Origin of the sequence: Candidatus Sphingomonas phytovorans, from assembly GCA_029202385.1 — a bacterium.
GTDB classification, from domain to species: Bacteria; Pseudomonadota; Alphaproteobacteria; order Sphingomonadales; family Sphingomonadaceae; genus Sphingomonas; species Sphingomonas phytovorans.
In genome coordinates, this window is sequence record CP119314.1 from 2,645,098 (window position 1) to 2,665,834 (window position 20,737).

Sequence of the window (20,737 nt, forward strand, 5' to 3'; positions counted from 1 at the left end):
CTTCTTTCGGAAAAAACGCTCCAACGTGCCGGGCTCGTATAGGTTCGATCGTTCAGCCCAGCATGCCCTGATAGCTTGTCGGACTTCGCGGCAACGATATCCGCGCCGTGACCCCGGCCGCTACGATAAGCGCGAGCACCGCACCACCAAGGACCAGCGCCCGCCGCGACGGGCGCCGCTCGGCGGCCAGCAATATTGCCGCCAGCGCCGCCGCCATCATCGGCCAGAGATGATAGCGAAGATCGGAAGCGATGCTCACCACGGCGAAGCTCGCCTCAAGCGTGAGCGCCGAGACAGCAAGCGCCAGTGCGAGATCGCGCGCGGGGCTCCGTGGCCGGGCCAGCGCGACGCACAGGCCGACGGCAGCGACGACGATCCACGCGATCGGCCAGCCGAGCGGTGTCTCGGCCAGCCAGCCGCCGAACCAGGCGATCGCCGACGCGACCGGTCCCGGGGAACCGAGACCAAGACCGTTCGGTTCCGACCGGCGGGGCGGGGCCGCATCGGGCCTGCCCGCCGGCACGAGCAGGCGATCGGTCGAATTGAGATGCGCCAGGCGGTGCCTGGCATAGGCGATGGGATGATGTGCGATCGACCCGAGCCACAGGGTAGTAAGAGCACGCGGCGGAATCAGTTCGAGACGCCGGGCGATGCTGCCGCAATGATCGTCGTCGCCAAGCGGATCCCAGAAATAGGGCTGATAGCACTGGCGCTGTTCGATCAGCGTGTGCTCGGCCGGCAGAAGGACATCGGCGCTGCCGGAGAAATGGGCGATGCCCGCAAGGTCGAAGATCGGCAAGGTGCGCGTGACCTTGGTCTCGTCAGCACCGAGCAGGCCGTGGTTGATCGGCGGGCTCACCGCGAGCACCATGAGGATGCCCACGACAATGGCGAGGCCGCGCTGCCAGAGGCGCAGCGGCCATGGCGCCAGCATCACGACCAGCGGCACGACCGCGAAGACGGCGTTCGCCCGAACCAGCATCGCATACACGAGCAATGCCCCCACCGCCGCCATGACAATGATCGGCACGCGCCTGTCCGCGAAGCGCCACCAGCCGACCAGCCCCGTAGCGGCGACGATCGCGCCGAGCATCTGAGTGTCCTTCAGCACCGCAGCCTGCCATCCGGCGAAGAGCGGGAGCGCGCCGATGGCGAGCACCGCCACGCCAGCGCGCGCCTTGTCCGATCGGGCGAGCGCGGCCGCGAGCAGACCCAGACCGAGCCAGTACAGGACGAACTGGACCACGAACATCGGCGTCGCGCCCGGCCCGAACGGATGCAGCGCCGCCCAGAGCCGCGCCATCGCCGGCGGATGCCAGTCGAGATAGGTGCCGCTCAGGACCTGCTTGTACTGCTCGACCGAGTCATACTCGACCACGCCCGGCCACCAGATCGCCAGCGCGGCGCAACAGAGAAGCGAGGCAGCGATGGCGAGGCGGACCGGGCTCCCTCGCCCGACAGTCACGTTTTCTGAATATCCCGAAGCCATCTGCGCTGCCGGATCAGCGGATGCGTTGACCGCCCTTGATGACGGCCGCCGGATGTTCGAGCAGGCGGACATCGGCCAGCGGATCGCCATCGACCGCGACGATGTCGCCATAGCGCCCCACCGCGATCGTACCGACATCGCCGGTGCGCCCAAGCGCCTGGGCGGCATTGCTGGTCGCCGCGCGGATCGCCTCGAGCGGCGGCATGCCCCATTCGACCATCTTGGCGAATTGCAGCCCGTTCTGGCCGGCGGGGAAGACCCCGCCATTGTCTGTACCGAAGACCATCTTCACGCCAGCTTTGTAGGCGTCACGGAAGGTCTCGCGCTGGCGGCGGCCGATCGCGCGCTCCTTCTCAAGCGATTCCGGATAGACGCCGTTCTTCGCCCCCTCGGCAAGGATATAGTCGTCGTCATAGATATCCATCGAGAACCAGGCGCCATGTTCCTTCGCCAGCCTGAAGGATTCGGCATCGGCCAGGCTGGCATGCTCGATCGTGTCGATCCCGGCGCGGAGCGCGTCGTTGATCCCGGCCGTACCATGGGCATGCGCCGCGACCTTCAGCCCGAGCATATGCGCCTCGTCGGCGACTGCCTTCATCTCCTCATAGGTCATCTGCTGGGCGCCGGCGACATCGGAACGCGACAGCACGCCACCGGTCGCGCAGATCTTGATCACCTCGGCGCCATATTTGCGCACCTTGCGCACCAGCTTGCGATAGCCCTCCGGCCCGTCGGCGACCGAGGGGGTCGGCACCTCGGCGAAGCTGGGAGGCAGACCCTCGGTCCCGTCGCAATGCCCGCCGGTCGCGCCGAGCGCGAAAGTGGCGGGAACGACGCGCGGGCCAGGCACATAGCCACGCTCGATCGCCTGTTTCAGGCCGACATCGTTATACCCGCGCGAACCGACATTGCGCACCGTGGTGAAGCCGGCCTCAAGCATCGCCTTCGCGTTGGCGACACCCACCGCCTGCCAGAAGCTGTCGGTGAATTCGAGCGCCTTGAAACCGCTGATCCGCGCATCCGAATCGAGATGAACATGCATGTCGATCAGGCCGGGGAGGATGGTCTTGCCGGCGAGATCGATCCGCTTCGCATCCTTCGGGATCGCAACCACGCCCTGGGTACCGACCGTGGTGATCCGGCCATCGACGATCACCACCGCCGGCTTGTCTAGGGTCCGCCCGGCGGCAACGTCGACCAGGTGATCGGCGGTGACGACCACCGTCTCCGCCGCGCTTGGCGCTGCGACCAGCGCCAGCAACGCACCGCCCAGATATTTCAGCATGGCTTTCCCCCCGTTCGACCCGCCATCGCCTCGCGACGGGCCATTTTTCGAACCCGCCACCGGACTAGCGCAGATTCGAAATCCGACGAAACACAACTTCCGTTCGTGCCGGCCAACCACCGAGACGGCCGGGAGGCGCATGAAGGACGGACCTCACGCGCCACAAGGCCGGCGGGCACCGAACGGTCAGATGTGCAGCGCCTTCCCATAGGCGCCGAGCACGCTCTCATGCATCATCTCGGACAGGGTCGGGTGAGCGAACACCGTCTCCATCAGCTCCGCCTCGGTCGTTTCGAGCTGGCGGGCGACGACATAGCCCTGGATCAGCTCGGTCACCTCGGCGCCGACCATGTGCGCGCCAAGCAGTTCGCCGGTCTTCGCGTCGAACACCGTCTTCACGAAACCCTCGGCCTCGCCTAGCGCGATCGCCTTGCCGTTGCCGATGAAGGGGAATTTGCCGACCTTGACCTCATGGCCGGCTTCCTTCGCTTTCGCCTCGGTGAAGCCGACCGAAGCGACCTGGGGCCGCGAATAGGTGCAGCCCGGGATATTCCAGGTCTCGAACGGATGCGGCTTCTCGCCGGCGATCGCCTCGACGCAGACGACGCCCTCATGGCTCGCCTTGTGCGCCAGCCAGGGCGGACCCGTCACGTCGCCGATCGCGTAGATGCCCTCGACATTGGTACGCGCATAGCCGTCAGTGACGATATGGCCGCGGTCGGTCTTCACGCCGAGTTTCTCGAGCCCGATATCCTCGGTGTTGGGCACGATGCCGATCGCGACGATGGCGTGGCTGAACTCCTCGGTGGTCACCGTGCCGTCCTTGCCCTTGATCTTGGCGCTAACGCTCTTGGCGCCCGGGGTCAGACCTTCGATGCCGGCGCCGGTGATGATTCGGATCTTCTGCTTGGTCAGCGCCTTTTCCATGAAGGCGGAGACTTCTTCATCCTCGACGGGGAGGATGCGCGGCAGCATCTCGACGATGGTCACCTCGGCGCCCATGTCCGAATAGAAACTGGCGAACTCGACGCCGATCGCGCCGGAGCCGATCACCAGCAATTTCGTCGGCATCTCTTCCGGGACCATCGCGTGGCGATAGGTCCAGATTCGCTTGCCGTCGGCCTTGGCGAAGGGCAGGTCGCGGGCGCGGGCGCCGGTCGCGATGATGATGTTCTTCGCTTCGAGCTCGGTAGTCTTGTCGCCCTGCCTGACGCTGAGCTTGCCCCTGGCGGTGATGGTGCCGGTGCCCTCATAGACGGTCACCTTGTTCTTCTTCATCAGGCCCTTCACGCCAGCGTTGAGCTGGCCCGCGACCTTGCGCGAGCGCTCGACGATCTTCGTGAGGTCGTAGCCGGGATTCTCGACCTTCAGGCCGTAATCGGCGGCATGGCTCATATAATGATAGATTTCCGACGTGCGCAGCAGCGCCTTGGTCGGGATGCAGCCCCAGTTGAGGCAGATGCCGCCGAGACGCTCCCGCTCGACGATCGCGGTCTTCAGCCCGAGCTGCGCCGCGCGGATCGCCGCGACATAGCCGCCGGGGCCCGAACCGAGGATGATGAGGTCGAAACTGTCAGCCACGTGGTAGGTCCTTCTTCTCCCTCCCCCCTTGCGGGGGAGGGCTGGGGAGAGGGGGCGGAGACGAAACCGGCTCGATGCCGGGTTCGTCTCCTTCGAGCGCAACGAGGATGGACGTAAGAACGCCCTCCGGATTCTGCAGTATGTCGTTGTTCCAGAAACGCAGGAGACCGGAGCCCCCGGCTCTCAGCCAGTCGTCGCGATGCGTGTCGTAGGTGCTTTCCAGATGTTGCGAGCCATCAGGCTCGACAATCGAGCTTGCGGCAAAGCACGCGACATCGGCGATGTACGGATCGATCGGCTGCTGTCCCTTGACCTTCCAGCCGGCGAGCCGCTTGTTGCGAAGGAGTTGCCAAAGCGCACGCTCCGCCTCCGTCGGGTTGGCGCACATGTGCCCGGCGTTGCCAAGCGTGCTCGACTTCGTCGAGCCCCGTCTCCCTCCCAACGCTTCGCGTTGGGGCCCTCCCTCCCGCGCAAGGGGCGAAGGATTAGAAGAAGACAGGCTGATCATCCGGCCAACGCCTTTGGCCTGCCGTCCTTGCCCATCGATACCAGAATATAGGTGCCCTGCGCCGCCCGCGCAGTGCCCTCGCCGTGGCGATCGCGGCGCCAGACATCGACCGCGACCGTCATCGAGGTCTTGCCGGTCGCGACGATCTTCGCGTGGAAGGACACTTCGTCGCCGATGGTGACCGGCGTTGTGAAGCTGAAATCATTCGCGGCGACGACGGGCGCGTGCCCGCCGCAATGGCGCGAGGCGACCGAGCCGGCGGCAAGGGCCATCTGCCCCATCAGCCAGCCGACGAAGATGAAACCATAGGGATTCGCATCCGCCGCCATCGCGGTCGCCCGGATGACGGGCGGGCTTTCGGGAGGGCCGTCAGCCATTGGCGCGGGGCTGGCCAGTCTTCGATTCCTGATCGGCGCGCCAGGCAAGCCTGAGCGGGCGTATGCCCATGAACGCCACCACCGCCATCACAACATAGGCAACGTCCCAGATTGCCCCCGCCGAGCGGGGCACGCCCCAGGCAGCGGCCGACGCGAGCAGCGCCGTGCCGACAAGGCCGGCCGCGATATGAAGCAGTTCGAAGAGAGTCCGCTTCACCGCGCCCTCACGCGACCATGCCCAACGGGTTCTCCACCAGCGCCTTGAACGCCTGCATCAGTTGCGCGCCATCGGCGCCGTCGATCGCGCGGTGATCGAAGCTGCCGGTCGCCGACATGACCGTCGCGATACCGAGCGCGTCGTCGATGATCCAGGGGCGCTTCTCCCCCGCGCCGATCGCCATGATCATACCCTGCGGCGGATTGATCACCGCCTCGAACTGCTTGATGCCGAACATGCCCATGTTGGACAGGCTCGCGGTGCCGCCCTGATATTCCTCGGGCTTCAGCTTGTTGTCGCGGGCACGGGCCGCGAGATCCTTCATCTGCTCCGAGATCGTGGCGAGCCCCTTCGTATCGGCCCCCGCGATGATCGGGGTGATCAGGCCCGAAGGCGTCGAGACGGCGACCGAGATGTCGGCACGCTGGAAGGAAATGAGCTGGTCGGGCGTGAACATGACGTTGCACTTGGGCACCTGGATCAGGCTGACGCCCAGCGCCTTGATGAGGAGGTCGTTGACCGACAGCTTCACGCCGCGCGATTCGAGCGCTGCGTTGAATTCGGTGCGCAGCTTCAGCAGCTTGTCGAGCCGGATATCCACGGTGAGGTAGATATGCGGCACCGTCTGCTTGGATTCGGTGAGACGGCGCGCGATCGTCTTGCGGATGTTCGACAGCTTTTCCGCGGTATGCGGGATGTCGGGGACGACCGCCGGCCTGGCGGGCGCAGCAACCGGAGCCGCTTCAGGTGCTGGCGCGGTAGCAGCAGGCGCGGCGCCGGGCTTGGCGCCTTCGACGTCAGCCTTGACGATGCGGCCGTTCGGGCCGGTACCGGCGAGCGCCGACAGCTCGACGCCCTTTTCCGCGGCGATTCGCCGGGCGAGCGGGCTTGCCTTCACTCGATCGCCCGAGGCGGCGTCCGGAGTTGCGGCTGGCTTGGGCGCTTCCACGGCGGGCGCGGCGGGAGCGGGCGCGGCTTCCTGCTTCGGCGCGTCTGCCTTGGGCTCCTCCTTCGGCGCGGCGGCCTTGGCCGCGGGGGCCGAGTCGGCGCTCTCGCCCTCTGCCAGCAGGGTGGCGATGACGGTACCGACCTTCACATTGTCGGTGCCCTCGGCGACCAGGATCTTGCCGATCACGCCTTCGTCGACGGCTTCGAATTCCATCGTCGCCTTGTCGGTCTCGATCTCGGCCATCAGGTCGCCCGACTTGACGATATCGCCTTCCTTCACGAGCCACTTCGCCAGCGTGCCCTCCTCCATGGTAGGCGACAACGCGGGCATTTTGATCTCGATCGACATGGGGAGGCTTTCCTCTAACCGAATCCGTAGCGGCCCGTTCCCTTCGCGCCCGATGCGAGCGGGGTCAAGACCGGGTGCGTTCAACGACGCTGCTCTTGCGCAAAACCCGGGCCCGGCCCAACTAGCGCAGAGAGGGGTAAGCCATGCGCATCTATCTGGTCGTGATCGACGAGAATCCGGAAAGCGAGATCGCCCTGCGCTTCGCGGCCCGGCGCGCGGTGAAGACCGGCGGCGGGGTCGAGATCCTCGCCCTGATCCCGCCGGCCGAGTTCGTCGCGTTCGGCGGCGTTCAGGCGACGATCGAGGACGAGGCGCGAATCCATGCCGAGGCGCTGGTTGCCGGCGCGGCTGGCACGTTGCTCGAGGAATCGGGCCTGCGCCCGTCGATCACCGTTCGGCAAGGCGAAGGCCCGAAGATCATCCGCGACATGATCGCCGAGAATCCCGATATCTCGGCGCTGGTGCTCGGCGCCGCCGCGAGCGGCGCGCCCGGACCGCTCGTCGCGCATTTCGCCGGCACCGACGCGGGGGCGCTGCCGATCCCGCTGATGATCATCCCGGGCTCGCTGAGCCGCGAAGCGATCGACCGGCTGAGCTGACGCCGGCAATACGGAAGAGGGTTGAAGGCGCCCGTGCTTCCCGCCAACATTGCCTCATGCATCGTTTCCTCCCCCTCGCCGCCCTTGTCCAGTTCATCGCCGTCACCCCGGCAGTCGCGCAAGACACCCCCGACCCCGCCCGGCTGAAGGCGACGGTCGAGAAGCTGGTGAGCTTCGGCACGCGGCACAGCCTGTCCTCCACCGACGACCCGGTGCGCGGCATCGGCGCGGCGCGGCGATGGGCGGCGGGCGAGCTGACCCGGATTTCGGACGGGTGCGGCGGCTGCATCACCAGCGCCAATATCGCCCGCAGCTTCACCGGCCCGCGCGCGCCGAACGGCGTGGAGATCGTCGACGTGCTCGGATTCCAGCAGGGAATCGAACCGCGCCGCGTGATCATCATCGGCGCGCATATCGACAGCCGGGTTACCGACGTGATGAACGCGACGAGCGACGCGCCCGGCGCCAACGACAATGGTTCCGGCGTCGCGCTGGTGCTCGAGGCGGCACGTATCCTGTCAAAACAGAAATTCCGCGCGACGATCGTCTACGCCCTCTTCTCCGGCGAGGAGCAGGGCTTGTGGGGCGGCACCCTGCTGGCCGAGACGGCGAAGGAGAAGAAGTGGACCGTTTCAGCGATGCTCAACAACGACATCGTCGGCAACACGATCGGCGAGAACGGCGCGCGCGTCGCCGATCGGGTGCGGGTGTTTTCCGAAGGGATCGGCGCGGCGGAAGATCTGCCGACACTCCAGAAACGCCGGCAGAATGGCGGCGAGGATGACGGCCCCTCGCGCGCGCTGGCCAAGGCGGTCGACGGGATCGCCGGCAAGATCAAGGGCGGGATCGATGTCTTCGTCGACCGCAGGCCCGACCGGTTCGGCCGGGGTGGCGACCATAGCCCGTTCCTGGCGCTGGGCTATCCGGCGATCCGTTTCACTGTCGCCGCGGAAAACTGGAAGGGGCAGCACCAGGACGTGCGGGCCGAGAAGGGCGTCGCCTATGGCGATACGGTCGACAAGATGGATTTCGACTATCTCGCCAAGGTGACAGCGATCAACGTCGCGACGATCCGCCGGCTCGCCGCGGCACCCGCCGCGCCGTCGGGCGTCACGATCTCGGGAGCGCTCGGATATGACACCACGGTCAAATGGCAGCCGGTCGATGGCGCGACGGGCTACCGCGTTCACTGGCGCCGCAACGACGCGCGGGACTGGCAGAAATCGATCGACCTTCCGGCGAGCGCGGTGACCGATGTGTTAAAGGACGTGCCGGTCGACGACCATTTCGTCGGCGTCTCGGCACTTGGGACGGGCGGCGCGGAAAGCCTGGTGACCTTCGCAGGCCCTTGAGACAGAGGAGGGCGAGTCCCCCCGGCTCGCCCTCACTCTCCCGCGCGCGGCGCGGGCCCCAACCTCCCGTTTGCGGGGAGGGGTGTTCGGATCGACCTTAGTTGCAGGCGCAGCGTATCTTGGACTTGGGACGCCAGGTCCGCTTGGCCGCCTTATAGACACGCCGCACCGGCCGATAGGTGGTTTCGACATATTCGGTGGTCGTGGTGGTCACGACGGGCGCCGACTGGACGGTGATCGTCGTGGTAGTCGCGGGCGGATACCAGTAACCGCCGCTCGCATAGCCGCCCGAGCCGGCATAGCCAGAGGAATAGGTCTGGGTATAACCGCCCTGCACGACCTGCGGCGGCGGGCCCTGGGTATATTGGACCGGCGGCGGCGCATAGCGCGCGCCATAGCCGTCTCCACCGGAAGCATAACCATCGTCGCCGCCGCCATAGGCGTAGTCGTCGCCATAGCCGTACCCGTCGTCATAGGAATCCCAGTCGATCCCACCGACCGAATCATACACGCGGCCATAGGAATCGGTCAGGACCGCATCGTCATAATAGCGCGTCCAGTTATAGCCGACGGGCGGTGAGGACAGGCCGTAGAGGCCATAATTGCCGATGAAGAAGCTCGGCGCGATCCAGTAGCGCGGCAGCGTCCAGCCACGGTCCGGGCGGCGATAGGCCTTCCAGCCGCCGGGCGCGTTGCTTCCCGCATACCAGCGCCCGCCCACCGAACCGCCCCAGCGGCTGGGCCGAGTCCCCGGCTGGACCGGACGATAGCCAGGCAGCGGCGTCGTACCATGATTGCCACGGTTGCCGCCCGACCATTGGCGGTTGCCCGACCATTGCCCGTTACCTGACCACTGACGATTGCCTGACCAGCGCCGGCCGTCGGGCCCGTTACGGAAGGGTGGATTGGGCGACACGGTCGCAGGCGGCGCGACATGCGGGCCCGGGCCAGTGCGGTTCCAGGTCACGCCCGGCCGAGAGTTGCTGGCCGGCATGCTGGGCACGACGGCCGCCGGCGGCATGGCCCGGCCATTCTGCCAGCCCTGACCATTGGAGGGACTCCGCTGCGCCTCGGCCGGAGTCGCGGTGATCGCGGTAACCATTACAAGGCCTGCGATCGTGAGGTTCCGCATGGTAAACAACTCCCGTAAGGGCGCGCGATCGCCCGATGATTAAGAGTTTCGTTACCAAATTGCGTCGATTTCGGCGAGTCAGACTCCTGTCCCGAAACGGATCAGCCCGCGATGCGGGGCGCCAGCAGCCTGACGAGAGCCTCACAACCGGCCGCATCAGTCGCATCGAAGCGCGCCGGTTCCGGGCTGTCGAGATCGAGCACGCCGATCAGCCGGCCGTCATGGACGATCGGCACGACCAGTTCAGACCGGCTCGCCGCGTCGCAGGCGATATGGCCGGGAAAGGCATGGACGTCCTCGACCAACTGGGTTTCGAGGCTGGCCGCAGCCGCGCCGCATACGCCGGCGCCGATCGCGATGCGGATACAGGCAGGCTTGCCCTGAAACGGGCCAAGCACAAGCTCCCCTCCGACAAGGCGGTAAAAACCGGCCCAGTTGAGGTCGGGCAGATATTGCCAGATCAGGGCAGCGGCATTGGCCATGTTGGCGATGGCGTCAGGCTCGTCAGCGGTGAGCGCACCCAGCGCCGCTTCAAGGTCGTGATAGAGCTCGGCCTTTGAGCCGCTGGTGATGTCGAACTGGTACACACATATTCCTTTGTCTGCCTGCGCGAGATGAGGCCGGGCGCCTCGCTTCGCAAGTCGTCCGGGGGCATCGAGATGGCGCGGCGCCATCATCCATTTGGCCAAGAACCCCGAATCGCCTAACCGGGCACCATGACCGCCATTCCCGTCACCCGATCGATCTCGATCGACAGCGATGAGCTGGAAGAATCCTTCACGCGTGCGGGAGGACCGGGTGGCCAGCACGTCAACACGACGGATTCCGCCGTGCTGCTGCGGTTCGATGTCGGCGCCTCGCCCAACCTGCCCGTTGCGGTGAAGAACCGGCTGGCGGTGCTGGCGGGATCGCGGATGACCCGCGAGGGCGTGATTGTCCTTCGGAGCGAGGGCGCGCGGTCTCAACTCCTGAACCGGCAGGAGGTGCGCGAGCGGCTGATCGAGATGATCCGCGAAGCCACGATCGTTCCGAAGAAGCGCCGCCCCACGAAACCGTCCAAAGCCGCAAAGGCGCGGCGCATGGAGGGGAAGGCGAAGCGATCGAGCGTCAAATCGCTGCGCGGCAAGCCGATCGACTGATCGCGTGCCGGGCTTTCGTGCGCGCGGGCTCAGACGCTGAAGCCGGCCTTCAGGAAACGCTCCGGCAACGGGGCCTCTGCCTTGATCGGATCCTTGCCGGTACGCGGCACGAGCAGCGAGGCGGCGTGGAGCAGGGTTTCACCCTTGCCGTCGCCATAAACCGGATCACCCACCACTGGCGCGCCAAGCGCCTCGGCGGCGTGAACGCGAATCTGGTGGGTACGGCCGGTCTCGGGCCGGAACTCGACGAAGCTGCGCCCGTCCTTCACCGCCAGCACGCGCCAGGCGGTGCGCGAAGGCTTGCCGTTCGGGTCGCCACGCATGCGCCAGCCGGTTTCGGCCGTGCTGACTTTCGACAAAGCGAGATCGACCAGGCCGCTCTCCCCATCGGGCACGCCCTCCAACACGGCGAGATAGCGTTTCTCGACGATGCCTGCCTCGAAGGCATGGTGGAAACGCGCGTGCGCCTTTGGGTTGCGCGAAAGCAGCAGACAGCCGGAGGTATCGCGGTCGAGCCGGTGCACCGCCTGCGGCCAGCGGCGGAAACCGAAGGCAAGCCCCTCAAGATGATTTTCGAGGCTTAGCGAGCCATCGCGCGGGCGGTCGACCGGAAGGCCGGCCGGCTTGTCGATGACGATTGCCTCGCCATCGAGGAACAGGACTTTATCGAGGAGCATTTCCTGCCCTTGCCACTCCGCGCACCCACATGCCAGAGGATCCCCGTGACGTCGAAGACAAAGCACGCGATCGGGATGGTCTTGTCGGTGGCGTGCCTCGGTACGATGCCGGTTCTCGCTCAGGTCCCGAATGCGGGAACCCCGGCATCAATCGCACCCGTCATGGTGCCCGGTATCGGGGTCACCAGCGCCGATGGGCGGATGTTCGGCCACTTGCCCTATGCCGAAGCACCAGCGACCGACATGGTGCCCGTTACGTCGCCCGGCTTCGCGCTTGGCGGAGCATGCCGTCTGCAAAAGGATGCGGCCGCCGATCTTGTCCTCTTGATCGAGGCGGCCAACGCGACGCCGGGCATCGCGCACAAACTCAGGGGGGTCTCCTGCTATCGAACGATCGCTTATCAGCGGTCGGTATTCTGTCGGGCTGGCGGACGCGATTCCTGCGGCGACACGGCCTCTCGCGCGCACGATGTCGGGCCGCCCGGATATAGCGAGCATTCCACCGGCTATGCGATCGATTTCGGGGTCCATCCCTCGCCCGGCTGCCGGGATCTCGAATGGTGCATGGCCAGCACCCCCACCGGCCTGTGGCTGATTGCCCATGCGCGGGAGTTCGGCTTCGAACTGTCCTTCCCGGCGGGCAACAAGCAGAATGTCGGCTGGGAGCCGTGGCACTGGCGCTGGGTTGGCAGAACCGCCAATGAACCCGGCGCGGCACGGGCACGCACGATCTTCGCGCACGCCCGCGCCCTATTCCCGGCGAGGCCGATGATCGCCGGCCCGGTGATCCAGGTGACTCACGCCCGGCCTTCGCCGGCCGTCCTGCCGATCCCGGTCGTCTGGCCGGGGGTCTATTATTAGGGCTGGCTCTACCCGTCCGGCATCATCTCCTTCTGTTCGTGTCGAGCGACGTCGAGATATATTGGCGGCACCCAGAGCGGGTTTCTCGACGTCGCTCGACACGAACGCTGGCTGAGCGAACAGTGCCGGCTTCAGCCGAAGCGACAACGCCTCGCGACGCGACCTCCCGTACTGGCCGCACAGGAAAAAGGCGTCCGCGGCAAGCCGCGAACGCCCCATGATATCTTGAATCGCAGATGCTCAGCCGAACACCTTCGCGGCGACCTCCGCGATCCGGCGGCCCTGGTAGCGCGCGCCGTCAAGCTCGACGCTGCTCGGCTGGCGGCTGCCGTCGCCATCGGCGATGGTGGTCGCACCGTAAGGCGAATTGCCGTGCACTTCCTGCACGCCCATCTGGCCGGCGAAACCATAGTCCAGGCCGACGACAGTCAGGCCGAAGTGCAGCAGGTTGGTGATGATCGAGAAAAGCGTCGTCTCCTGGCCGCCATGCTGGGTGGCGGTCGAGGTGAAGGCACCGCCGATCTTGCCGTTGAGCGCGCCGCGGAACCACAGGCCGCCGGCCTGGTCGAGGAAGGACGCCATCTGGCTCGACATGCGGCCGAAGCGGGTCGGCGCCCCGATGATGATCGCGTCATAATTCGCCAGCGCCTCGACGCCCTCGATCACCGGATGCGCCGTGTCGGCCTTGAAGCCAGCGGCTGCGACGACCTCGGCCGGCGCCGTTTCGGGCACGCGGCGGATATCGACCTCGGCACCGCCGGCGCGGGCGCCCTCGGCGACGGCATCAGCCATCTGCTCGAGATGACCGTAGGACGAATAATAGAGTACCAGAACCTTAGGCATGGAAATCTCCTGGAAAATGTCCCTCCCGCGCCATGGGAAATCCGGGCGGGAGGGACTTGGGGGTGGGCACCCGGTCTGCAACTGGCCGGGCGTTCGGGGAGGACGAATGCCCACCCCCTGACCTGTTCCCGCCCCGGAGGGACGGAGCGGGAACAGGAACTCGCTATTCGGAGTCGACGAGCACCAGCTCGGCATCCTCGATCGCCTTGATCTCGACCGTCTGGCCGCCGCCGATCGCCGCGCCGTCACGCGCCTTGAAGGGCTGGCCGTCGATCTCGATCGCGCCGGTCGCTGGGACGAGATAGGCATGCCGCCCCTCGCCCACGCTATGAGTGATCGTCTCCCCGGCCTTGACCGTCGCCCCGAGTACCCGCGCGTCCGCGCGGATCGGCAGGGCATCCTTGTCCTCCGCGAACCCGCTGGCCAGCACGGCGAACCTGCCGCTGCGATCACTCTTCGGGAAAGGCTTGGCGCCCCAGCTCGGCGAGCCGCCGGTCCTCTTCGGCTCGATCCAGATTTGGAAGAGCGTCGTGGTCTCGGGCTCAAGGTTATATTCGGCGTGGCGCACGCCGGTGCCAGCGCTCATCACCTGGACATCGCCTGCCCCGGTGCGGCCCTCGTTCCCCATCGAATCCTTGTGGGTGATGGCACCTTTGCGGACATAGGTGATGATCTCCATGTCGCGGTGCGGATGCGCCGGGAAGCCGGAGTTCGGCCCGATCTCGTCGTCGTTCCAGACGCGGATCGCGCCCCAGCCCATGCGGGCAGGATCATAATAATTGGCGAAGCTGAAATGGTGCCGGGCGTTGAGCCAGCCATGATCGGCATGGCCCAGGCTTTCGAACGATCTTTTCTCGATCATTGGGTGTCTCCCTAAAAAGCAGGAATTGGATTGCCGCCAAGATAAGGGCTGGGATCGCGACGTAAATGGAAACGCTGGAAACTGATCGTTTCCCGTTATACAGTCCCCCCGAGCCAGCTCAGGGAGGAACGAAAATGCGGCTGCCGGATCTCGAAGCATGGGCGATCTTCGCTTCAGTCGTCGAACACCGCTCGTTCAGCGGCGCGGCTGACGCGATCGGCGTGTCGAAGGCGACGGTGTCGAAGGCAGTCACCCGGCTGGAAGCACATCTCGGCCAGTCGCTGTTCCACCGCACCTCCCGCCGGCTGACCCTGACCGAAAGCGGCAAGAGCCTGGCCGAGCATGCCGCGCGAATCCTCGCCGAGGCGCTGGCCGCCGAAGAAGCGGCGCACGATGCGGCCACCGCGCCGCATGGCCTGATCCGGGTGACCGCGCCGATGACGCTCGGGCTGCTCAGCCTCACCCCGGCGCTCGCCGAGTTCCTGACCGATCATCCGGGGATCGAGATCGATCTCAACCTGTCCGATGCGAAGGTCGACATCGTGGCGGAAGGCATCGATGTCGCGCTGCGCATCGCCGACCTGCCCGACAGCTCCCTGCGCGCGCGCCGGCTCGGGCCGATCGCGACGCATATCGTCGCCGCGCCCTCCTATCTCGAAAAGTATGGTCGCCCGACGCATCCGGCGCAACTTGGGGAGCATGCCTGTCTCGGCTATACCAATGTGACGGGGCCCTGGCGCTTCGTGGGCCCCGATGGCGGCGAGGCCGCGGTGCGCCCGGCCGGGCCGCTGCGATCGAACAGCGGCGACGCCCTGCTGCCGGCGCTCCGGGCTGGCCTGGGCATCGGAGTCCTGCCGGACTTCATCGTCGGCGGGGACCTGGCGACGGGAACGCTCGAGGCGATCCTGACCGACTGGCACACGCCGCCAATCGCGCTTCACCTGCTCACGCCTCCGGGCAATCTGCGTCCCGCGCGCGTGGAAGCCTTGATAAGTTTCCTTACCGACAGGTTTCGCGCCATCTGCGCGATCGAGGGCGCCGGGCACGCCTGAAACCGTCTGCCTAAGGGTAATTCCTGATCCGCCGATTCCTCGCGACTCGTGGAGTCAGGCCGGTTAGCGAAGAATTAACCTTTTGCGTTCATTCCTGATCAGGTTAATAGTTTGTGCAGGGTGCGTCGGGCCGTAGGGGGCATCGAGCGCCGCGAAGTGACAGGGGAACTGCCAGATGCGCGTGCTGCTGATCGAAGACGAGCCGACGACCGCCAAGGCGATCGAGCTCATGCTGACGACCGAAGGCTTCAATGTCTACACGACCGATCTGGGCGAGGAAGGCCTCGATCTGGGCAAACTGTATGATTACGACATCATCCTGCTCGACCTGAACCTGCCGGACATGCACGGCTATGACGTGCTGAAGAAGCTTCGGGTCGCCCGGGTGCAGACGCCGGTGCTGATCCTGTCGGGCATCAACGAGATGGATTCCAAGGTGCGCAGCTTCGGCTTCGGCGCCGACGATTACGTCACCAAGCCTTTCCACCGCGAAGAGCTGACCGCGCGCATCCACGCCGTGGTCCGCCGTTCCAAGGGCCATAGCCAGTCGGTCATCCGCACGGGCAAGCTCGCCGTGAACCTCGACGCCAAGACGGTCGAGGTCGATGGCAGCCGCGTCCACCTGACCGGCAAGGAATATGCGATGCTCGAGCTGCTGTCGCTCCGCAAGGGCACGACGCTGACCAAGGAAATGTTCCTGAATCACCTGTATGGCGGCATGGACGAGCCCGAACTCAAGATCATCGACGTCTTCATCTGCAAGCTCCGCAAGAAGCTGAGCCTTGCCTGCGAGGGCGAGAACTATATCGAGACCGTCTGGGGCCGCGGCTATGTGCTGCGCGACGCGGACGAAATCGGCGCACCGGTCGCCGAGGTCGCCTGAGCTTCACGATCCCCAGCAATCATTTCACGACGTAAGGCCGCGGCATCCGGGGGGATGTCGCGGCCTTTCGTTTTTTGGGTGGCCAGGAATACACCGTCACCCCGGACCTGTTCCGGGGTCCATCGATCCGCGAACACTACGGCAACTGATCGAACCCGAACCCTACAGCAAGATCATTCCAGGCCGGATTGTCGCGCTCGATCAGGTTGATGCGCCAGTCGCGCCGCCACTTCTTGATCGTCTTTTCGCGTGCAATCGCGCCGTCCATCGTGTCGCCCGCCTCGAACCAGACGAGACGCTTGATGTTGTACTGCTTGGTGAAGCCATCAAACGTACCGTCGCGGTGCTGCTGGATACGGCCGATAAGATTCGAGGTCACACCGGTATAGAGACGCCCGTAAAAGGCGCTTGCCAGGATGTAGATGCAGGGTTGCCGCTCTCTCACAAAGGGCAGTTCTTGCGGAAACATGGATGCCGGAACAAGTCCGGCATGACGATCGGGTAAGAAAATCCTATTTCCGCACGAACTCCTTGTGCCCGCCGACCCAGGTCTCCTCGACCTTCGTGGCGCGCAAATCGCCTGGGCTTGCCAGCAACGGATCCCGGTCGACGATGATGAAGTCGGCGCGCTGGCCGGGTGCGAGCCGGCCGAATTTCTCTTCCGCGAACCCGGCATAGGCGGCCGCGCCCGTGAACGCCCACCAGGCCTGTTCGCGAGTCAGCTTTTCCTCCGGCCGCCAGCCGCCATAGGGCTGGCCTTCAGCATCCTGCCGGGTGAACCCCGCCGCCCAGCCGGCAAAGGGATCCGGGCTCTCGACCGGATAGTCCGAGCCGAACGCCAGCACCGCGCCGTTCTTCAGCATCGAAGCCCAGGCATAGGCCCCCGCGAGCCGGGCCGGGCCGAGCCGCGCCTCCGCCATCGCGCGGTCGGACGTCTGGTGCACCGGCTGCATCGACGCGATCGTGCCGTGCTGGCCGAAGCGCGGCAGGTCGGCCGGATCGACGATCTGGGCATGCTCGATCCGCCAGCGGCGATCGCCCTTGTAGGTTTCGGACAGTTCCTCGATCGCATCGAGTACCTGCGCATTGGCCTTGTCGCCGATCGCGTGGACCGCGACCTGGTAATTGTCCATCGCCGCGCGGCTCATCAGGTTGCGGATCACGTCGTCGGCCATGAAGCCAAGGCCCGACTGTTTGGGAACGTCGCTATAAGGAGCCTTGAGCCACGCGCCGCGCGAACCGAGCGCACCATCGGCATAAAGCTTCACGCCGCCCATCCGCAGCCGATCGGCGTAGAGCCAGGAGGTGGGCCCTGCCCCGCCGACCCGGATCGCCGTCTCGACACCGCTGCTGTAGCTCATGATGCGGATGCGGAGCGCGCCCGCATCTCCGGCGCGGCGATAGCTGAGCCAGTCGTCAAGACTGGTGCCCATGTCAGCCGTCGCGGTGATGCCGAGGCTGAGCAGCCGCGCCTGCGCCTTGAGGAAGGCTGCGTCGCGATCCTTGGGCAAAGGCTGCGGCACGGCCTTGGCGACCAGCTCCATCGCCGCGTCGACGAACACGCCGTTCGGCTGCAGGCCGGTCTTCTCGATCCGGCCGCCCGGCGGCGCAACGCTTTTGAGGGTAACGCCTGCCGCCTTCATCGCGGCGCTGTTGCCCCAGCTCGCATGGCCGTCGGCGCGGGACAGCCAGACCGGACGATCGCTCACCACCGCATCGAGATCGGCCGCGGTCGGGAAGCGGCCAAGGCCCCATGCCTCCTGGTTCCAGCCACCGCCGAGGACCCATTTCTTGTCAGGATTCGCCGCGACATAAGCAGCGATCCTGGCCAGGGCCTCGTCGAGCGATTTCGTGCCCGACAGATCGAGTTCGACATCGCGAAAGCCCAGTTCCATCACATGACCATGCGCGTCGATGAAGCCGGGGAGCAGGACCTTCCCCTTCATATCGGCGCGCCAGTCAAGTTTCTCCGGACGCTTGTCGCTGGGCTGCATCAGCCGGATGACCTTGCCGTCGGGCGTCATCAGCAGGCCGTTAAAGTGGACGACCTTGCCATCCTTGTCGAGCGTCATGCCGTTGACATTGTCGACCAGGGCATCGGCGAAAGCGGGTGCGGAAAATGCGAGTGCGGCCGCCGCCGCGACAAGGAGCCTCACCGCGGCAACCTGCGCACCAGCGAGCTCGTATCGTTGCGACCGCCACCCATCTTCTGGACGTCGGCATAGAATTGATCGACCAGCGCCGTCAGCGGCAGCGTGGCTCCGTTCCGCCGTGCCTCGTCAAGCGTGAGGCCGAGATCCTTGCGCATCCAGTCGACCGCGAAGCCGAAATCGAACTTGTCCTCGCTCATCGTCGCCCAGCGATTGACCATCTGCCAGCTCGACGCAGCGCCGCCCGATACCGCCTCGAATACCTTGTCGGTGTCGAGGCCGGCAATCTGCGCGAAACGCAGTGCTTCCGCCACGCCCTGCACCACGCCCGCGATCGCGATCTGGTTGACCATCTTGGTCGTCTGGCCCGCACCCGCCGCGCCGATATGGACGATGCGCAGCGCATAGGCCTGCATCAGCGGCTCAGCCACGGCCATCGCCTCGGCGGTGCCGCCGCACATGATCGAGAGCTTGCCGTTTTCGGCGCCCGCCTGGCCACCCGAGACGGGGGCATCGACCACGAGCAAGCCCCTGGCCCCGCCCTCTTCCGCCAGCCAACGCGCGATCTGCGCTGAGACAGTGGTGTGATCGACGAACAGGCTGCCCGCCGCCATCGCGCCGAACGCACCGTCGACGCCCAGCATCACCTCGGCCAAGTCGTCGTCATTGCCGACACAGCTGAACACCGCATCCTTGCCGGCCGCGGCCTCGGCCGGGGTCGCCGCGACCGTGCCGCCATGTTTCCCGGCCCAGGCCTCGGCCTTGGCGCGCGAGCGGTTGTAGACGGTGACGCTGTGGCCGGCGGCGGCGAGATGCCCCGCCATCGGCGCGCCCATCACTCCGGTTCCGATGAATGCGATATTGCTCATGGCGTCGCGATAGAGGCTGTTTTCGCGTCATGCTAGATGAGAGTGACAAGGCACATGCCGTAACGACCATTGCGGCTGACGATTTCAGGGCCTACCTCGCCCACCTATGGCTACCGATCCCCTGCCCGCCGCCGAAACGCTCCCCGTCACCCTGGCCGACGTCAAGGCGGCGCATGCGCGGATCGCCACGTCGATCGTCCGGACGCCCACCTTCATCAGCAAGACGCTGTCCAGGCTGACCGGCGCCACCGTCTATCTGAAGTTCGAGAACCTTCAGTTCACCGCAGCCTATAAGGAGCGCGGCGCACTCAACACGCTGTTGCAGCTCGGCCCGGAGACCAAGGGCGTGATCGCCGCCTCGGCCGGCAACCACGCACAGGGCCTGGCGTATCACGCCAACCGGCTCGGCATTCCCGCGACGATCGTGATGCCGACCACGACGCCGACGGTGAAGGTCACCCAGACCGAGGGCCACGGCGCGACGGTCGTGCTGTTCGGCACCACCTTCGACGCAGCCTATGCCCATGCCCGCGAGCTTGAAACGGAGCGCGGCCTGACCTTCGTCCATCCGTTCGACGATGTCCGGGTGATCGCGGGCCAGGGCACCGTCGCGCTGGAGATGCTGGAAGATGCCCCGGCGATCGACACCTTCATCACGCCGATCGGCGGCGGCGGGCTGATCTCCGGCACGGCGACGGTCGCCCGCGCGGCCGACCATCCGGTCGAAGTGATCGGCGTGCAGGCCGAGCTGTTCCCGTCAATGTATAACCGCCTCAACGGCACCGACCTGCCCTGCGCCGGCGACACGCTCGCCGAGGGCATCGCGGTGAAGGAGCCGGGCGGGATCACGTCGCGCATGGTGAAGGCGCTTGTCGACGACATCGTGCTGGTCAGCGAGCGCAGCCTGGAGGAATCGGTCAGCCTGCTGCTCCAGATCGAGAAGACCGTGGTCGAGGGCGCCGGCGCGGCGGGTCTGGCCGCGCTGCTCCAGCATCCCGAGCGCTTCAAGGGCAAGACCGTCGGCATCATCCTGTGCGGCGGCAATATCGACACGCGGCTGCTCGCCAATGTGCTGCTGCGCGACCTGGCCCGGTCGGGCCGGCTCGCGCGCCTGCGCATCAGGCTGCAGGACCAGCCGGGCGCGTTGTTCAATGTCGCCCGGATCTTCGACGCCGAACGGGTCAACATCATCGAAATCTATCACCAGCGCGTGTTCACCACGCTGCCGGCCAAGGGCCTGATCACCGACATCGAGTGCGAGACGCGCGACAAGGCGCATCTCGACCGGCTGATGGCGGCGTTGCGCGCGGATGGGTACGAAGTCAGTCCGGTCGAACTCGCCTGACGAAATGAATCACAGCTGCGGTGAACCGATTCCCGCGACTCTATCCGCGAGTCGCGGGATGCGATATGGTGCGCGTCAAGTCCGCTCGGGCCATGAATCTCCAAGACTCAAAGCAACCGCAGCGTTAACTCTCTTTCATGGTAAAGCCACTTTTCATCACGACTCAGGCGATTCATAACGGGGTCGAACCAGGCACCGGGCCAAGGTGGAAAAGGAGGC

The 20,737-nt window shown here is 66.1% G+C and carries 22 protein-coding genes; 7 read left to right on the forward strand and 15 right to left on the reverse strand.

Annotated features, from left to right (window positions below):
* Positions 1–52 precede the first annotated feature (52 nt).
* The 7 genes from P0Y59_12080 to P0Y59_12110 form a co-directional block, all read right to left on the reverse strand.
* The gene (locus P0Y59_12080) at positions 53–1,465 is read right to left on the reverse strand and encodes a hypothetical protein (protein WEK02381.1); all 1,413 of its coding nucleotides are present in this window, start codon (positions 1,463–1,465) and stop codon (positions 53–55) included.
* Positions 1,466–1,502: 37 nt separating this feature from the next.
* Complete coding sequence (locus P0Y59_12085) at positions 1,503–2,774, reverse strand: amidohydrolase family protein (protein WEK02382.1); 1,272 nt, start codon at positions 2,772–2,774, stop codon at positions 1,503–1,505.
* Positions 2,775–2,960: 186 nt separating this feature from the next.
* Positions 2,961–4,355, reverse strand: coding sequence for a dihydrolipoyl dehydrogenase (gene lpdA, locus P0Y59_12090; GenBank protein ID WEK02383.1), 1,395 nt, complete (start codon positions 4,353–4,355; stop codon positions 2,961–2,963).
* Positions 4,348–4,743, reverse strand: a complete 396-nt coding sequence (locus P0Y59_12095; protein ID WEK02384.1) for a DUF559 domain-containing protein — start codon at positions 4,741–4,743, stop codon at positions 4,348–4,350. Before P0Y59_12095 ends, lpdA begins: the two co-directional genes overlap by 8 nt.
* Positions 4,744–4,859: 116 nt before the next feature.
* Positions 4,860–5,240 carry a hotdog domain-containing protein gene (locus tag P0Y59_12100; GenBank protein ID WEK02385.1) on the reverse strand — a complete coding sequence of 127 codons (381 nt, stop codon included), beginning with the start codon at positions 5,238–5,240 and terminating at the stop codon, positions 4,860–4,862.
* Positions 5,233–5,457 carry a hypothetical protein gene (locus P0Y59_12105; GenBank protein WEK02386.1) on the reverse strand — a complete coding sequence of 75 codons (225 nt, stop codon included), beginning with the start codon at positions 5,455–5,457 and terminating at the stop codon, positions 5,233–5,235. The genes P0Y59_12100 and P0Y59_12105 overlap by 8 nt, the downstream gene beginning before the upstream one ends.
* 7 nt (positions 5,458–5,464) lie before the next feature.
* A complete protein-coding gene (locus P0Y59_12110) occupies positions 5,465–6,754 on the reverse strand; it encodes a pyruvate dehydrogenase complex dihydrolipoamide acetyltransferase (protein ID WEK02387.1) in 1,290 nt (429 codons plus the stop codon).
* Positions 6,755–6,897: 143 nt separating this feature from the next.
* Here P0Y59_12110 and P0Y59_12115 point away from each other — a divergent pair, with 143 nt between their 5' ends.
* Both P0Y59_12115 and P0Y59_12120 read left to right on the forward strand, forming a co-directional pair.
* Positions 6,898–7,353: a universal stress protein gene (locus P0Y59_12115; GenBank protein WEK02388.1), complete on the forward strand. Its 456-nt coding sequence runs from the start codon at positions 6,898–6,900 to the stop codon at positions 7,351–7,353.
* A 56-nt stretch (positions 7,354–7,409) separates the two neighbouring features.
* Positions 7,410–8,705 carry a M20/M25/M40 family metallo-hydrolase gene (locus P0Y59_12120; protein ID WEK02389.1) on the forward strand — a complete coding sequence of 432 codons (1,296 nt, stop codon included), beginning with the start codon at positions 7,410–7,412 and terminating at the stop codon, positions 8,703–8,705.
* 97 nt (positions 8,706–8,802) lie between these two features.
* Here P0Y59_12120 and P0Y59_12125 read toward each other — a convergent pair whose 3' ends face one another.
* A complete protein-coding gene (locus P0Y59_12125; GenBank protein WEK02390.1) occupies positions 8,803–9,837 on the reverse strand; it encodes an RcnB family protein in 1,035 nt (344 codons plus the stop codon).
* Between the two features lie 101 nt (positions 9,838–9,938).
* Entirely contained in the window at positions 9,939–10,424 is a 486-nt protein-coding gene (locus P0Y59_12130) for a GAF domain-containing protein (GenBank protein WEK02391.1), read from the reverse strand.
* Between the two features lie 129 nt (positions 10,425–10,553).
* Here P0Y59_12130 and arfB point away from each other — a divergent pair, with 129 nt between their 5' ends.
* The gene (gene arfB, locus P0Y59_12135) at positions 10,554–10,976 is read left to right on the forward strand and encodes an alternative ribosome rescue aminoacyl-tRNA hydrolase ArfB (protein ID WEK02392.1); all 423 of its coding nucleotides are present in this window, start codon (positions 10,554–10,556) and stop codon (positions 10,974–10,976) included.
* A 29-nt stretch (positions 10,977–11,005) separates the two neighbouring features.
* Here the strand turns inward: arfB and P0Y59_12140 are convergent, their stop codons facing one another.
* Entirely contained in the window at positions 11,006–11,653 is a 648-nt protein-coding gene (locus P0Y59_12140; protein ID WEK02393.1) for an RNA pseudouridine synthase, read from the reverse strand.
* Between the two features lie 45 nt (positions 11,654–11,698).
* Here P0Y59_12140 and P0Y59_12145 point away from each other — a divergent pair, with 45 nt between their 5' ends.
* The gene (locus P0Y59_12145; protein WEK02394.1) at positions 11,699–12,514 is read left to right on the forward strand and encodes a M15 family metallopeptidase; all 816 of its coding nucleotides are present in this window, start codon (positions 11,699–11,701) and stop codon (positions 12,512–12,514) included.
* Positions 12,515–12,754: 240 nt separating this feature from the next.
* On the opposite strand, the gene wrbA is transcribed toward P0Y59_12145, so the two are convergent.
* Complete coding sequence (gene wrbA / locus P0Y59_12150) at positions 12,755–13,357, reverse strand: NAD(P)H:quinone oxidoreductase (protein WEK02395.1); 603 nt, start codon at positions 13,355–13,357, stop codon at positions 12,755–12,757.
* A 163-nt stretch (positions 13,358–13,520) separates the two neighbouring features.
* Complete coding sequence (locus P0Y59_12155; GenBank protein ID WEK02396.1) at positions 13,521–14,219, reverse strand: pirin family protein; 699 nt, start codon at positions 14,217–14,219, stop codon at positions 13,521–13,523.
* A 134-nt stretch (positions 14,220–14,353) separates the two neighbouring features.
* Here P0Y59_12155 and P0Y59_12160 point away from each other — a divergent pair, with 134 nt between their 5' ends.
* The gene (locus P0Y59_12160; protein ID WEK02397.1) at positions 14,354–15,271 is read left to right on the forward strand and encodes a LysR family transcriptional regulator; all 918 of its coding nucleotides are present in this window, start codon (positions 14,354–14,356) and stop codon (positions 15,269–15,271) included.
* Positions 15,272–15,446: 175 nt separating this feature from the next.
* The gene (locus tag P0Y59_12165; GenBank protein ID WEK02398.1) at positions 15,447–16,154 is read left to right on the forward strand and encodes a response regulator transcription factor; all 708 of its coding nucleotides are present in this window, start codon (positions 15,447–15,449) and stop codon (positions 16,152–16,154) included.
* A 136-nt stretch (positions 16,155–16,290) separates the two neighbouring features.
* On the opposite strand, the gene P0Y59_12170 is transcribed toward P0Y59_12165, so the two are convergent.
* Genes P0Y59_12170 through P0Y59_12180 form a run of 3 tightly spaced genes read right to left on the reverse strand, consistent with a single transcriptional unit; the run spans position 16,291 to position 19,173 of the window.
* Positions 16,291–16,623, reverse strand: coding sequence for a GIY-YIG nuclease family protein (locus P0Y59_12170; protein WEK02399.1), 333 nt, complete (start codon positions 16,621–16,623; stop codon positions 16,291–16,293).
* A gap of 43 nt (positions 16,624–16,666) precedes the next feature.
* Positions 16,667–18,310 (reverse strand): amidohydrolase family protein, encoded by a 1,644-nt coding sequence (locus P0Y59_12175; GenBank protein ID WEK02400.1) that lies wholly within the window; start codon positions 18,308–18,310, stop codon positions 16,667–16,669.
* On the reverse strand, positions 18,307–19,173 hold the full coding sequence (locus P0Y59_12180) for an NAD(P)-dependent oxidoreductase (protein WEK02401.1): 867 nt from the start codon (positions 19,171–19,173) through the stop codon (positions 18,307–18,309). The genes P0Y59_12175 and P0Y59_12180 overlap by 4 nt, the downstream gene beginning before the upstream one ends.
* 106 nt (positions 19,174–19,279) lie before the next feature.
* Here P0Y59_12180 and P0Y59_12185 point away from each other — a divergent pair, with 106 nt between their 5' ends.
* Complete coding sequence (locus P0Y59_12185) at positions 19,280–20,518, forward strand: threonine ammonia-lyase (protein ID WEK02402.1); 1,239 nt, start codon at positions 19,280–19,282, stop codon at positions 20,516–20,518.
* Positions 20,519–20,737: the final 219 nt, after the last annotated feature.

What these genes read in the sequence shown, in the direction of transcription:
- P0Y59_12085 (WEK02382.1), bottom strand. Translation starts at nt 2,774, where the DNA reads ATGCTGAAATATCTGGGCGGTGCGTTGCTGGCGCTGGTCGCAGCGCCA.
- P0Y59_12095 (WEK02384.1), bottom strand. Translation starts at nt 4,743, where the DNA reads ATGTGCGCCAACCCGACGGAGGCGGAGCGTGCGCTTTGGCAACTCCTT.
- P0Y59_12100 (WEK02385.1), bottom strand. Translation starts at nt 5,240, where the DNA reads ATGGCTGACGGCCCTCCCGAAAGCCCGCCCGTCATCCGGGCGACCGCG.
- P0Y59_12110 (WEK02387.1), bottom strand. Translation starts at nt 6,754, where the DNA reads ATGTCGATCGAGATCAAAATGCCCGCGTTGTCGCCTACCATGGAGGAG.
- P0Y59_12115 (WEK02388.1), top strand. Translation starts at nt 6,898, where the DNA reads ATGCGCATCTATCTGGTCGTGATCGACGAGAATCCGGAAAGCGAGATC.
- P0Y59_12120 (WEK02389.1), top strand. Translation starts at nt 7,410, where the DNA reads ATGCATCGTTTCCTCCCCCTCGCCGCCCTTGTCCAGTTCATCGCCGTC.
- P0Y59_12125 (WEK02390.1), bottom strand. Translation starts at nt 9,837, where the DNA reads ATGCGGAACCTCACGATCGCAGGCCTTGTAATGGTTACCGCGATCACC.
- arfB (WEK02392.1), top strand. Translation starts at nt 10,554, where the DNA reads ATGACCGCCATTCCCGTCACCCGATCGATCTCGATCGACAGCGATGAG.
- P0Y59_12140 (WEK02393.1), bottom strand. Translation starts at nt 11,653, where the DNA reads ATGCTCCTCGATAAAGTCCTGTTCCTCGATGGCGAGGCAATCGTCATC.
- wrbA (WEK02395.1), bottom strand. Translation starts at nt 13,357, where the DNA reads ATGCCTAAGGTTCTGGTACTCTATTATTCGTCCTACGGTCATCTCGAG.
- P0Y59_12155 (WEK02396.1), bottom strand. Translation starts at nt 14,219, where the DNA reads ATGATCGAGAAAAGATCGTTCGAAAGCCTGGGCCATGCCGATCATGGC.
- P0Y59_12160 (WEK02397.1), top strand. Translation starts at nt 14,354, where the DNA reads ATGCGGCTGCCGGATCTCGAAGCATGGGCGATCTTCGCTTCAGTCGTC.
- P0Y59_12165 (WEK02398.1), top strand. Translation starts at nt 15,447, where the DNA reads ATGCGCGTGCTGCTGATCGAAGACGAGCCGACGACCGCCAAGGCGATC.
- P0Y59_12170 (WEK02399.1), bottom strand. Translation starts at nt 16,623, where the DNA reads ATGTTTCCGCAAGAACTGCCCTTTGTGAGAGAGCGGCAACCCTGCATC.
- P0Y59_12180 (WEK02401.1), bottom strand. Translation starts at nt 19,173, where the DNA reads ATGAGCAATATCGCATTCATCGGAACCGGAGTGATGGGCGCGCCGATG.
- P0Y59_12185 (WEK02402.1), top strand. Translation starts at nt 19,280, where the DNA reads ATGGCTACCGATCCCCTGCCCGCCGCCGAAACGCTCCCCGTCACCCTG.